The organism is Verrucomicrobiia bacterium (assembly GCA_035765895.1).
Classification (GTDB): Bacteria; Verrucomicrobiota; Verrucomicrobiia; order Limisphaerales; family DSYF01; genus DSYF01.
The window spans coordinates 1-13547 of record DASTWL010000051.1 but is presented as its reverse complement, the minus strand read 5'-3'; the positions used below and the strand labels follow the sequence as shown (position 1 = coordinate 13547).

Annotated in this window: 11 protein-coding genes; 5 read left to right on the top strand and 6 right to left on the bottom strand. The window is 62.1% G+C overall.

Annotated features, from left to right (window positions below; genetic code table 11):
- The first annotated feature begins 139 nt into the window (after positions 1 to 139).
- Both VFV96_10635 and VFV96_10630 read left to right on the top strand, forming a co-directional pair.
- Positions 140 to 496 (top strand): hypothetical protein, encoded by a 357-nt coding sequence (locus VFV96_10635; protein HEU5070851.1) that lies wholly within the window; start codon positions 140 to 142, stop codon positions 494 to 496.
- A gap of 15 nt (positions 497 to 511) precedes the next feature.
- Complete coding sequence (locus tag VFV96_10630; GenBank protein ID HEU5070850.1) at positions 512 to 652, top strand: hypothetical protein; 141 nt, start codon at positions 512 to 514, stop codon at positions 650 to 652.
- A 707-nt stretch (positions 653 to 1359) separates the two neighbouring features.
- Here VFV96_10630 and VFV96_10625 read toward each other — a convergent pair.
- Complete coding sequence (locus tag VFV96_10625; GenBank protein ID HEU5070849.1) at positions 1360 to 1542, bottom strand: hypothetical protein; 183 nt, start codon at positions 1540 to 1542, stop codon at positions 1360 to 1362.
- Positions 1543 to 2434: 892 nt separating this feature from the next.
- Positions 2435 to 4147 (bottom strand): arylsulfatase, encoded by a 1713-nt coding sequence (locus VFV96_10620; protein HEU5070848.1) that lies wholly within the window; start codon positions 4145 to 4147, stop codon positions 2435 to 2437.
- A 141-nt stretch (positions 4148 to 4288) separates the two neighbouring features.
- On the opposite strand from VFV96_10620, the gene VFV96_10615 reads away from it, so the two are divergent.
- Positions 4289 to 6517: a sialate O-acetylesterase gene (locus VFV96_10615; protein HEU5070847.1), complete on the top strand. Its 2229-nt coding sequence runs from the start codon at positions 4289 to 4291 to the stop codon at positions 6515 to 6517.
- 60 nt (positions 6518 to 6577) lie between these two features.
- Complete coding sequence (locus tag VFV96_10610) at positions 6578 to 7195, top strand: response regulator (protein HEU5070846.1); 618 nt, start codon at positions 6578 to 6580, stop codon at positions 7193 to 7195.
- A gap of 28 nt (positions 7196 to 7223) precedes the next feature.
- Here the strand turns inward: VFV96_10610 and VFV96_10605 are convergent, their stop codons facing one another.
- Complete coding sequence (locus tag VFV96_10605; GenBank protein ID HEU5070845.1) at positions 7224 to 7682, bottom strand: hypothetical protein; 459 nt, start codon at positions 7680 to 7682, stop codon at positions 7224 to 7226.
- A gap of 136 nt (positions 7683 to 7818) precedes the next feature.
- On the opposite strand from VFV96_10605, the gene VFV96_10600 reads away from it, so the two are divergent.
- Complete coding sequence (locus VFV96_10600; protein HEU5070844.1) at positions 7819 to 10392, top strand: glycoside hydrolase family 2 protein; 2574 nt, start codon at positions 7819 to 7821, stop codon at positions 10390 to 10392.
- Positions 10393 to 10405: 13 nt separating this feature from the next.
- Here the strand turns inward: VFV96_10600 and VFV96_10595 are convergent, their stop codons facing one another.
- From VFV96_10595 to VFV96_10585, 3 genes are all read right to left on the bottom strand, one after another.
- Positions 10406 to 11068, bottom strand: a complete 663-nt coding sequence (locus tag VFV96_10595; protein HEU5070843.1) for a hypothetical protein — start codon at positions 11066 to 11068, stop codon at positions 10406 to 10408.
- 100 nt (positions 11069 to 11168) lie between these two features.
- Positions 11169 to 12593 carry an RtcB family protein gene (locus VFV96_10590; GenBank protein HEU5070842.1) on the bottom strand — a complete coding sequence of 475 codons (1425 nt, stop codon included), beginning with the start codon at positions 12591 to 12593 and terminating at the stop codon, positions 11169 to 11171.
- 1 nt (position 12594) lies between these two features.
- Positions 12595 to 13434: a hypothetical protein gene (locus VFV96_10585; protein HEU5070841.1), complete on the bottom strand. Its 840-nt coding sequence runs from the start codon at positions 13432 to 13434 to the stop codon at positions 12595 to 12597.
- Positions 13435 to 13547: the final 113 nt, after the last annotated feature.

Sequence of the window (13547 nt, the reverse complement as noted above, 5' to 3'; positions counted from 1 at the left end):
TCAGACAGTATGGCTTTGGTTGAAAGTGGAAGAGGTGCTTGCTCTCCGGAGTAAACGTGGGTTCCGCCGCCGGTGTAGCGCCGAGGCGCCGGTGGTGGGATGCACGTCCCAGACATCAACGGAATGAGGTTCCGCGACCATGGAGACCTTCTACTCCGCGAGGTCCAGCGAGTCCAGCGTCAATCCGCGCCCGAACCGGAGCGGCGGGCATGGAACTGCCCGCTTGCCGGTGGCACCTAATCAAATACCGGGAAGCTATAACCCGAACGTTTGCGCCGCGGCGGAGAAAAAACTGAAGGCCAAGCACCTCAACCAAAGTGCCGTCACCTGCGGATTACCACTCGTCTCCCTCACAACCAAACCACTTGGCGAGTTTGTTTCTCAATTAGTGTGCAAGACGCACTTCACTAAATCGCATCTTGAACACATCTCCCGCCGCAATCAAACGGCCGGCATCCACCAGATGCTTGAGACGGTATGTGTAAAAGACGTATGACAACTTTGGGAATTGGTGCGCAAGCTCATCCTGTGTCTGTCCCATGATACGCGCAACCTTGTAGAATCGATCGGTGCAATGACTCAAAATACACGCGTCAATTGCTTCGAGGTCCTGCTCGCCAAGCAAATCGGCAGCCGCCTGCTCTTCGGCTGAAATGGGCGGGTTCGGAATTGGCACTTCGGGAGTCAAGGACATAGACCTGGCCAGTGACCTTTGTTGAAAGTGAAGGCGCTGTTTACTCTCCGGAGCGAACGTGGGTCGTGCCGTGCGACCGGTGCCGGGCCACCGGTCGTGGAACTCACGCCCCGGACAACCGTGATACGAACACCAGCCACGGATGCAGCTTCTCTTCCTCGCAACCGCCCGGAATTTTGATTCTCAAGAAGTCGCGTTCGATTCACGTCGGATCCTCCAATAAACTACCGCCCAAGCAAGGCTCCATGCGACGGAAATCGTGGCGAAAACAACCTTGTGCTCCGTCTCGGAGACAAACGCCACAACGATGCCGCCAACACCACCCAGAACTGAGAACAAGCACCAGAATGTCCAGTAGCCTCTGGGAACAATTTGGGGTGTCCTGGCCGATGATTGGTGTGGGTTCTTCATTAGTGTGCGCAGCGGCCTGAACAGTATGGTTTTCTCAAGAGGCTGCAAACGATTCAAAGCTCACCAAGCAGTGACTTGCGCTTGGACTGAAACTCCTCCTCCGTGATCAATCCCCGCTTGTGCAACTCGGCCAAAGATTTCGGCCGGTCGGCGGGCAAATCTCGTGGGCCTTTACCCATTTTGAAGCCCGAAGGGCACAAAAAATCATGACAATCTTCATGCGCGTAATGTGGGCCGGACAAATTCTTGCAAAACTACAAACCTTCAGAACCGTTCAAGCCAGAGGGAGCCCCCTCCATATACTTGGCCTTCTTGCGCTGCTCGTCAGGGCTTGGCAGCACACGCCCATGGGCGAACTTGATATAAATAAACATGCCCACCAGCACGATGGCAAAGACGGCTGCGAAGAACAGAAGGTAGTGTAGGATGCTTTGCATGTATTGCTCCTTTCGCCAAGCGCCTAGCCGGTATGGCTTTGGTTGAAAGTGGAAGAGGTGTTTGTTTTCCGGTGCACACGTGAGTTGCGCCGTGCGAGCGGTGCCGGGCCACAGGTTGTGGGGCACACGCCCCAGACAACGCAGCGACGAACGGCAGCCACCATGCAGACCTATCTACTCCGCCCGGCCCCGTCCGTCCAGCGCCAATCCAGCCGCGCTGGGGTGGCGGGCCGGTGACCTGAACAGTTGACTGGGGAGCGGACCGTCGGCAAAAGGAAAAGGCAAGGAGGCGGGAAGTCTGCGGGAAATTTGCCGGGCTCGTTCAACCGCTGATAGCTTTGGCGCTCCGCCCCCGCTGCCCCCTCCGGCCAAAGCTATCTTGGTTCGTTGGCCGTTTGTCGTGTGAACTCATGGTGGCTAGCTCAAATTATCGTATAGTGCCTTCCAAAAAACAAAGAGAGCCGTAATCAGCACAAAACCAACTGCACAAAGAATAACGCCAGTCCGGCGATCTCGACTCCCGGCAGAAGCTGAACGAAAAAGAACTGCTCCTGCAATAATGCACGCACCGCCTCCACCAAACGCTCCCAAAGCTATCAGCGTCAGAGGGCCACCGTGGGCGAGCATGGGAGTGATGGTCATATCGGCCTAGCCAGTTTGGCTTTCGGTGAAAGTGAAAGCGGTGTCTGCTCTCCGGTTCACACGTGTGTTGCGCCGCGGGTGCGGCGCCGAGGCACCGGTGGTGGGACGCACGGCCCGGACATCAACGGAATGAGGTTCCGCGACCATGGAGACCTTCTACTCCGCGAGGTCCAGCGAGTCCAGCGTCAATCCGCGCCCGAACCGGAGCGGCGGGCTCGAAGCGGGGTAACCGGGCAGCGGCGGCGCCGCATTACGTGCCGGCGGCGGGAATTGGCCGCTCGCGCGGGAGCTGCTCGGGCGGCACCACGTGGCAGCGTTTGGCCCACGCCTCATACAATGCGGCCATGGCCTGGACGCGTTCCGGTTCTTGCGCCGCGAGATTGTGGTGCTCCGTGCGGTCCGTCTCGACGTTGTATAATTCCCAGGGTTGGTTGTGCCGGGCGACCAGTTTCCACGGGCCTTGCCGGACGGCGCGGTTGCCCTCGTGCTCCCAGAAAATGGGATGGAGGCTTGGGCGCGTCCGGCCCGCAAAAATCGGCAGCAGACTTTCTCCTTCGAGCGGCAGAATCGGCCGGCCGTCCACTTCGTCCGGATGCTGCGCGCCCGCCACGTCCACCAACGTGGCCATGATGTCGGTGACGTGGCCGACCTCACGGGTCTTGCGACCGTGGTCCTTGATGACCGCCGGCCAGCGCGCGATGAACGGTGTCGAGATGCCGCCCTCGTGCGTGAAATGCTTGTAGAGCAGGAATGGTGTGTCGCTCACATTGGCCCACGGGATGCCATAACTTTGCCAGACATCGTTCGGGCCCGCGAAGACCGTGTGATTGGCGTTGCCCACCTTGACGGGCTGGCCGTCCCGTGTGCGGCTGGGCACGTCATACCAGCCCGGTTCCACAATCTCCGCGCAGGCACCGTTGTCCGAGAGGAAGAGGACCAGCGTGTTTTGGTCGATGTGCGCCGCCTTCAGCGCCGCGACGATGCGCCCGACGCCGTCGTCCAGGTGTTCGACCATCGCGGCGTAAGTCGCCATGCGATTGGCCTCCCATGCCTTGTCGCGCACTTTTTCCCAAGGCACCACGCGCGGATCCCGCGGCGACAACGGCCAGCTCTTGTCAATCAGCCCCAGTTTGATCTGCCGCTGATAACGGTTGGTGCGGATGACGTCCCAGCCGACGAGATAGCGTTGGCGGTTTTTTTCGATGTCGGCCTCCGGCGCCTGCAACGGCCAGTGCGGCGCGGTGTAGGCCACGTAAAGGAAGAACGGCTGGTCGCCGTCGGCGTTTTTTTCGATGTCAGCCACGGCGTGGTCGGTGATCACGTCGGTGTAATAAAAGTTCGTGCCTTCGGCGCGGATGGGCGTGTTGCCGCGCACGAGGGAGAACGGGTCGAAGTAGCTGCACACGCCGTGAATCGTGCCGAAGTAGTCCTGGAAGCCGCGCTGCAGCGGCCAGCCGTCCTGATAATCCCAGAACGGAACGTTGGATTCGAAGTTGAGTTGTGTCTTGCCCTCGAAATGGATGTGGGACACGTGCCATTTGCCGACCATCGACGTGTGATAATTCGCGCGGCGCAATTCCTCGGCGATGGTCAGGCAGTTGTGGCTCAGTTCGCCGCGGTAGCCGGGCAGGCCGCGGTCTTCCATCATGCCGCCGATGCCGGCCTGCTGCGGATACACGCCGATCAACAGCGCGGCGCGCGTCGGACAGCAGCGCGGCGTCGTGTAGAACTGCGTCATCTGCAAACCGCCCGCCGCCAGCCGGTCAATGTTCGGGGTGGAGATTTCCGAGCCGAAGCAGCCCAGGTCCGAATAGCCCAGGTCGTCGGCCAGAATGAGCACGATGTTCGGCCGTGAGGCCCGGGTTTTCGCGCGGGCGGTGGCACCGAGGATGGCAAAGGCGCCCAGCAGCAGCGCCAGCCGCGTCGCAAGGCGCGCCGGTCCGAAGGAGGAAGGCAGGTTCATAATCAAGGTTCACAAGGTAGGAAACCCGCGGTGCGGAGACAATCATCCAGGCCGGTGCGCGACGGACCATTTTCATCGCGCTGCATTCGGGCATGGTGTTCATGTCCGGTTCCCGTTACGCTGCCGGAACATTCCAAGCTTATGAAACATTCAAGTCGCATGCTTCGCTCGCCGTTCGTCGTGGCCGGTTGGCTGATGGGGTTGTTGCTGGGGGGCGGTCTGGCGGTGCCGGCCACCGCGCGCGCCGAGGTGCGCCTGCCGCACGTTTTTGGCAGCCACATGGTGTTGCAGCAGCAAAAGCCGCTCACCATTTGGGGTTGGGCCAATCCCGGCGAAACTGTCACCGTCAAACTCGGGGACGCGAACCAGACCGCGGTGGCCAATGCCCGCGGAGAATGGAAAACCGTTCTGCCCGCCCTGCCGGCCGGCGGGCCCTACACGCTCACGGTGAGCGGTTCGAGCACGGTGACCTGCGAGGATGTCATGATCGGCGAGGTCTGGCTGTGCTCCGGGCAGTCGAACATGGAATTTGGTCTCGGCCGCGGCATCAATGGCAAGGCAGAGATCGCCGCCGCCAATCATCCGGGCCTGCGGCTGTTGATGGTGAACAATCGCTGGACCCCGCAGCCGCAGAGTGACATGGAAGGCACGTGGAAAGTTTGCACACCGGAATCCGTCGCTGCGGGCGGCTGGGACGGGTTTTCGGCCGCCGGCTACTTTTTCGGCCGCGAACTCAACGAGAAGCTCGGCGTGACGGTCGGCCTGATCGAAGCCGACTGGGGCGGGACGCGCATCGAATCATGGACGCCGCCGGAAGGCTTCGCCGCGGTGCCGGCGCTGAAGGAGGAATACGAACGCGTCCAGCTCGGTGACCCGAGCACCCCGCTTCATCAGGAGCGCCTGCGGCAGACCCTCGACCAGTTTGATCAATGGCTGCATTCGGCGCGCACCGCGCTGGCGGGCCAGGAGCTGGTGCCCGCCGTGCCGGCGTATCCCGAAGAACTGCGCGCGCCGCATGATTTGCAGCAGGCCACGGCCCTTTACAACGGCATGATTCATCCGCTGGTGCCCTTCGCGTTGCGCGGCGCCATCTGGTATCAAGGCGAGGCCAATGAATCCGAAGGCATGCGGTATGCCGACCGGATGCGGGCGCTGGTGGGCGGCTGGCGCGCACTGTGGGGCGAGGGCGATTTCCCGTTCTACTTCGTGCAGATTGCGCCCTTCAACTACGGGGACAATCCCGAAAAACTGGCCGAACTGTGGGAGGCGCAGACGGTCGCCGCCAACACCATTCCCAACACCGGCATGGCCGTCATCAATGACATTGGCAACCTCACGGACATTCATCCGCAGAACAAACAGGACGTTGGTCATCGGCTGGCGTTGCTGGCTCTCGCCGGCACCTACGGCCAGAAGAATCTCGTGTTCTCCGGTCCGACCTACAAGTCGATGGCCATCGATGGTGACAAACTGCGCGTTACGTTCAATCACGTGGGCGGCGGCCTGAAAAGCCGTGATGGCAAGCCGCTGGACTGGTTTGAAATCATTGACGCCGATGAAGGCGGCTTTGTGAAGGCCGACGCCCGCATCGCTGGCGACGCGGTGGTGCTTTCCGCGCCGGAAGTGAAACATCCGGTGGCCCTGCGCTTTGCCTGGAGCGGCCTGGCCGAACCCAACTTGATCAACGCCGAAGGGCTGCCCGCGGGCGCCTTCCGCGCGGGCGACATGCCCAAGCGCGACTGGATGGGGCTGCACGTGCCGGAGGCCAGGGATTACCAGCTCGTTTATGACCTCGATCTGACGAAATTGGGCGCCAACATCCGGTATGACGTGGACAATCACCGGAACCTCCATCAGCCCTTCGACCGCGTGGCCTATTTCGTCGAACTGACGGACGCGAATTGGAACACCCAGGATGTGTATGTCTCGATGGACGCGTTCACTGACGACCCGGGCAAGCTCGGCGTGCCGGGGTTCGGCTCCGGCGCCCACTTCCAGCAGCCCGTCAAAAACCTCAACGTGTTTGCCAACGTCAACGGCCTCAAGACCGGCACGAACCTGGCCGGCGGGAACATCGAATTCTGGCCGAACAACTACACCCAGCAGAACGGCGCCAACGTCCCGAACGCCTCGGGCGACGTGTTCGATTTCGGCGACCAGCCGACGGATCCCGCGGACGGCTACGGCTGCATGCAGGTGCACAATCACGCGGCCCGGCAGACGTTGTTCGCCATCAACCACTGGCGTGACGGCGCGCATGCCGACGTCGGCATCGGCAATCAGCCGCGGAACAATTCCGACTGGACGTTTGCGGGCAACGCGGGCGGTTACCGGGCGATGCGGCTCCGCGTCCTGGTGCGCTGCCGGTGAATAACCCCTGCTTGAATTTTCCGGCCAACGGGGCTTAGCTCGGAGCAAGGCACCGAGCCTGTGAGTGCTTCGTTACAAATCCTGCTGATCGAGGACAGCGAGATCGATGCTGAATTGATTGCGCGCACCTTGAAGTCCGCCCGGCTCGCGTTTCGCCTGACGCGCATCGAGTCCGAGCCCGAATTGCGTCACGCCCTGGAGGCGCAACAGCCCGACGTCATCCTGTCTGACCACGGACTGCCCTCGTTCGACGGCTTCAAGGCGCTGGCCATCGTGCGGGCATCCCGGCCGGAACTGCCGTTCATCTTTGTCAGCGGGTCCAATGACCAGCAAATGGTGATGGACATGTTTGATCGCGGGGCAACCGACTACGTCTTCAAGCACGACATTCACGATTTGGGGCCGGCAGTGCGTCACGCGCTTGAGCCCCAGCCGGAAGACATCCCGGCGCCGGAGTCACTCCCGCATCCGGAACTGGAACTGGGCCTGCCCGCCGCTTCGCCTCCACTGCCGGTTTACGCGCCGCCCATCGGGCACTTGCGGTATTGCCCATGGTGTCACCGGACCCACGGCGTCGATGGCCGGTGGGTCGGCCTGGAGACCTACCTCGCGGACCACGTTGAAACCAGCATTCTGCGGGAGATCTGCGCCGCATGTTTGTCGGCGCAATCCAAGTAGCTTCGTTCGTCCGCCGCCCGGCGCCGCTTCACCGCGGTGTTGTCGGTGAGGCGGGTGGCGTGGGGCGTGGATTGATGATTTGGGCCACGGCGGCGTGCGCCATCACCACGTCCGGATCTCGTTGGAGCGCGGCGTCGTAGTGGCCGGCAAAGCCGTTCCCGTTCTCCGCCGCGACGAGCAGTCCCGCCGCTTGTTGCATCAACGCCGCCGCCGTCTTGCGGGTGGGCGGTTCCTTCGCTTCCAGCGTTTCATCCATGGCCACGATCAATTGCGAAAAGGGTTGCAGCCAGGCGAACCACGGATCCCGCGTGAGCAGCTGCAGAAAGTGGTTTGGCGACGGAATCGGGGCGACGGTTTTCTCGTAGCTGACCCGCTCCGAATCCACGAGCGCCTTGTGCAGGGCGAGCAGCGCGTTGCGAAGTCGGGCCAGGTGTTCCTGGGGCGGAATGTTTTCCGGGATAAGAGAGGCGGAGTTGTCCATGTTCATCAAACGCGCGCAGTTTAGCACAGGTGACGGCGTTTCGCTGGAGGAAATTCCGGCTGGCCCGCGCGCGGACCGAACCGGTTCCGTCTTGCGGGATGGGACGTTCCGTGATTCCTTCCCGCCGAACCCTGCTCTCAACATGTCACCTTCATCTGTCGCTCAAGGCGATGGCGGCTCCGGCATGAGCCGCCGCCATTTTCTGGCGTTAACCACGGTGGCCGCCGGCGCCACCACACTCGCGGGCTGCGCGACCTTTCAACGCGACCCGGCCAATGCGCTGGCCGCCGAACGATTCCCGCTGGATGGCGCGTGGGAGGTGGCGCCGGTGGACAAAGACGACTGGCTGCCGGCCACCGTGCCGGGCTGTGTGCACACGGATTTGCTGGCGGCCGGCCGGATTCCGGATCCGTTTTACCGGGACAATGAAGCGTCGTTGCAGTGGATCGGGCAGTCCGACTGGCGTTATCGCCGCACCTTCCAGGTTCCGGCCGGGGTGCGGCAGCGCGACCGTGTGCTGCTGCGGTGCGAGGGGCTGGATACGCTGGCAACGCTCAAACTCAACGGACATGTCCTGGGTTCGACCGACAACATGTTTCGCGGGTGGGAATTTGACGTGAAGCTGCTCCTGACCGACGGCGCGAACGAAATCGAAATCACCTTTGCCTCGCCGTATCCGGTGATGGCCCGGCGCAACGCCGAACGGCCGTTGTATGAATGGATCGGCTCGCACGAGCCCAAGGGGCGGGCGTGGGTGCGCAAGGAACCGTGCAGCTTCGGCTGGGATTGGGGGGCCGTGCTGCCTTCGTGTGGCATCTGGCGGCCCATCGAAATCCTCGGCTACGACGAAGGCCGGCTGCACAGTTTTCTCGTGTTGCAGGATCATTCCCAGCCCGGCCGGGTCGGGCTGGAGGTGGCGGTTGAAGCGGAGCTGGTGCGGCCCGTTTCCGCGTCCGCGCGCGTCACGGTGCAACACGCGGGACACTTGGTGGCGAAGGCCACGATGCCGTGTCCCGGCGGGCAGGGGCGGGTGGCCCTCGAAATCAAGAATCCGCAGTTGTGGTGGCCGGCGGGCATGGGCCGGCAGCCGCTTTACGAGGTCACCGTGGAACTGTTGAATCCGGATGGCCAGGTGCTCGGCCGGATGACCAAGCGCCTCGGACTGCGCCGGCTCGAGCTGTTGCCGCCGGAAGGTGCGCTGCCGCTGCGGTTCGCCGTCAACGGCGTGCCGTTTTTCGCCAAGGGCGCGAATTTCATTCCCACCGATGTGTTCGCCACGCGTGTGACGCCGGAGCGGCTGCGGCGTTACGTGGCCGACGCGGTGGCGGTGAACATGAATTCGCTGCGGTTCTGGGGCGGTGGCTATTATGAGGAGGACGCGCTGTTTGACGCGTGCGACGAACTGGGCGTCTGCGTCTGGCTGGACTTCAAGTTCGCGTGCTCGGCGTATCCGGCGTTTGACGACGCGTTCCTGGCCAACGTGCGGCAGGAGGCACGGGACAACCTGCTCCGCCTCCGGCATCACGCGTGCATCGCCGTGTGGTGCGGCAACAATGAAATCGGCCTCATGACCAAGGAAAAATGGTCGGACCAGAGCATGGGACAGGCGGATTACGACAAGCTGTTCAAGGAATTGCTGGGCGCGGAAGTGAAGGCGCTCGCGCCGCAGGCGAATTACGTTTCCGGCAGCCCCGACTGCGGCGACGTGCATTTTTGGAAGGTCTGGCACGGTGGCGAACAGTTTGAGATTTACCGCACGCTGGACGGGTTCATGAGCGAGTTCGGTTTCCAATCCTTCCCGCATCCGCGGACGATTCGTGCGTTCACCACCGAAGCCGATCGCGCCTCGGTGCTGTCGCCCGTCATGAAATGGCACCAGCGCTCGAACAACGACGGCAATGAGAAAATTGTCGCGATGATCCCGAACTACTTCAAGGCGCCCAAGGATTTTGAAAGCACCGTGTGGCTCAGCCAGATTTTGCAGGGCTACGGCATCAAGATGGGCGCGGAACACTGGCGGCAATCCATGCCCAAGTCGATGGGGTGCGTTTACTGGCAATACAATGATTGCTGGCCGGTCGTCAGCTGGTCGTCGGTGGATTATTTCGGCCGCTGGAAGGCGCTGCATTTTCTGGCACGCCGGTTCTACGCGCCGCTGCTCGTGAGCGGGCTGGAGCACCCCGCGGACGCATCGATTGAAATCTTCGTGACCAGCGACCAGCTCGCGGACACGCGCGGCCAGTTGGTCTGGGAGGTCACCAATCCGCAGGGGACGGTGCTGTTGCGCGACGCCTTGCCGTTGGACATTCCGGCGCGGACGAGCCGGCGCGTTCAGGTGCTGCAACTCGGCCGCGAGGCGCAGCGCCACGGCCCGGCGAACCTCCTGACCTGGCTGCGCCTCGAAGTCGGCGGCCGGGTCGTTTCGGAAAACCTCGTGCTGCTCGTGCGGCCCAAGGAAGTCGCGCTGCCCGATCCCAGGCTCTCCTTCACGGTCCAGGCCGCCGGCGCCGAACACCACGTCACGTTGCGGTCCGAACATCCCGCGTTGTGGGCCTGGCTGGATGTGGAGGACGTGGATGCTGCATTCTCGGACAATTTCCTGCACGTCCAGCCGGACCGGCCCGTGACGGTGGTGGTTCGTCCGCAACATCCATTGGACCGGGCCGGGCTGGTTCGCGCGTTGCGCATCCGGTCGCTCTTCGACCTCAGCGCATAAGCGGCGGGCGTTCTCAGGGCCCCAACGGGCCCAGCAGATGGCGCGCCTGCACCAGCAACGCCAGCCAGGTGGCGAGCCACACGCCGCCGTGGAGATAAAAGCCGACCGCCAGCCCGGCCAGCCCCAGCCGCACCGCCACCAGCGTCGCGAGCAGCGTGAGCGGGAAGGGGTCCGCAGACCAATGTGACTTCAACAGGAGCAGGCTCACGTCGAACAGCACCGTGAGCGCCACCGCCACCGCCTGCCGCCGGCTTAGGCGGATGAGCCACGCGAACGGGGCAAACACGAGGAAGAGCTGGTTCAAGCTGAGGCTGAACAGTGTCATCGCCCCCCATTGCGCGAGGCTGGCCGGATAATCTTCCGGCGTGGCCCGGTGCAGCGCGGGATCGAGAAACTGGTGCAGAATCAAGGCCGCCAGCACGCCCGCGCCGGTGGCGGCCAGCCACGCCCCGGTGCGGATCCGCCACGTGAACACCGGCCGCTGCGTGTAGGCCGTGTGCCAGGCGAAAACAAACGCCCACAGCACAAAGCTGCCGCAGAACGTGACGGCTTCCAGATACCAGATGGGGTGCGTCCGTTGCGTCCACAACGCGAACCGGGGATAGCACAACGCCGCCGTGAGGCATGCGGCGATGACGGCCTGGCGGGAAACATCGGGTTGGACGAGGCGGCGCATGGAGCGCGCCCAGCATGGTTTGTCCCAGACCAAAAAATCAAGACCGACGCGCAACGCGCGCGCGGACTGTCTGACATCTGCCGTCGGAGCGTGCCGGCGGTCAATCCTCCGGGCGCTCGCCGGCGGGCGCCATCTTCACCAGCTTGGGCAGGAACTCGCCCAGCACGGTGACCAAATCCCGCTGCGCCGCCATGACGTCGCGGATGTTTTTGTAGGCCATCGGCACTTCGTCCAGGCCGGCACTGATGAGCGTCACGCCCTGCTGCTTGAGCAGGCGGTTCACGTCCTTCCAGTTGAACTTCTCGTTGGCGGCCTTGCGGCTCATGGCGCGGCCCGCGCCGTGCGAGCACGAGTTCAGCGATTCCGGATTGCCCTTGCCGCTGACCACGAATCCCGGCGCCGCCATCGAACCCGGGATGATGCCCAGCACGCCGGATCCCGCCGGCGTCGCGCCCTTGCGATGCACGATGACCTCGCGCTCCACGCCGCCGATGACATGCCGTTCCCGCCACGCGAAATTGTGATGATTCTCCAAATCAAGCAGCACCTGGGCGCCCAGGTGTTCCGCGATGTGGCGGTGGATGCACGCGTGGTTCGCCGCCGCGTAACGTCCCATCAGTTCCATGGCGGCCCAGTATTCTTGGCCTTCCTGTGAATCCAGCGACAGCCACGCGAGCCGTTTCAATTCACTCGGCAAATCGGGAAATTGGCTGAAAGCGAGCTTGCTGTAATAATCGCACACCGCTGCTCCCGTGCCGCGGCTGCCGCTGTGCGAGAGCAGCGCTACATAGGTGCCGGCGGGTAGTGGGACAGTGCTTCCAGCCTGTCCAGTTGGACTCACAATTTCCCCGTGCGCCGTGAACAGCCCGAACTCCACGAAATGATTCCCGCTGCCGCTCGTGCCAAGTTGCGACCACGCCTTGTCCTTGTTCAGCTTCGTGATCGGACTGACCGACCAATCCGCATCCAGCACCTCATGCCGACGACGCTCGCGGAACGACGCGCCCACGCCGAAGCGCGTCTCCGCCTCGATGGCGCGCGTAAGCCGCTCCTGCCGCTGCTCCAGATCACGCACCGGGATGTCCAGCACCGTCATCTTCATGCGGCAGGCGATGTCCACGCCCACGGCGTAAGGAATCACGGCGTTCTCCGTGGCCAGCACACCGCCGATGGGCAGGCCATAGCCCACGTGCGCATCCGGCATTAACGCGCCCGCCACCGACACCGGCAACAGACACGCCTTCTCCATCTGAATCACCGCCTCGTGCTCCAGCCCGGTGCCCCACTGATGATATTTCACCGGCTCGGCGCGGGGTGGCGGCGGCGCATTCAACAACGCCTTCGCAAAATCCTTCCGCAGCGCGTCGTCAAGGAAAGCGCCGGGGTTCGCCACAATGGCCGCAACCTCCTCGTCCAACCGCGACTTGTCGCCGTCGTCGAGGATGAACTTGGAAACAAAATCTGTCGCCCGCCGCGTGGCTTCTCCCAACGGCACGCCGAGACGGAGAAAATCTTTCGTATTCATATCAATCAAATTTGCGACTACTCACCTTTTGCCACTGCGATGAAGATTTACGATTCAATTTAGCCAGTTCGGCAGCCAGCGCTGCATCCTCACGCCACGGTGAATTCAGGAAAAACCAAGAGCCAACAATCTGCGACTGACCAGAAATGCATAATATGCCGAGCCATCTGTCAGCTTTTGCATCGTATTTCATTAACTCGACGAAAGAACTGAATTCAAAGGAAGCCTCCTGGACGCGATGCGGCGGGCAGACAAAGCATGTGGCACCAAATCCGGCGTTCGGAAGCTTCGCGCTGAAATTATTTATTCTGCCACTGTTGTTAGCCTCCGCAAGTTGACGTGCGAGCGTTTCAGCGAACTGATTTTTTCCAGCGTCGTCAAAATCTAGCAACATGCAAACTGCTTCGGAGTGACCGTTGATTTTGGAAGCGTCGACTTCTAATACCACCTTTCGAAATAAGTCGGGCATTTTCTGCCGTGGCATCTCGGTTGGTGTTTTTCGGAGACCTCTTTCGTGGAAGTAGTAGTCGTCGAATTCGGATGTGAAAGATCCCAATCTCAGAGAGTCAGGGCCGGCATGTTCATACGGATCAAAAATGAGGCCGTCAGATAGGTAACACCCGAACCAATCCAACTCATCGTGCGCTTCCAACTTCTTGATGCGATTTATGCGGAGTCTGCGTCGGAAATAGTGAATCAACTGAGAAGGAAATTCTGTAGCCTCAGCGATTACCCGCAAATCTAGCAGTGGAAGCACCCAAGGTGTTTCGCCAGACGGAAACAAAGTGGCGTCTGTTGTTTGGTGCAAATTGGTGTGGGCCTCACCCGGTTTGATGGACACCTTGGGGGCGGTGCGCTAACAGAAAGCGCACATGAACAAGCTCAAGACTGCTGAACCCAAGCACACGACTGCGGCGACGCCGGTGCCACAAGCCAAACGCTACGATGACGCCT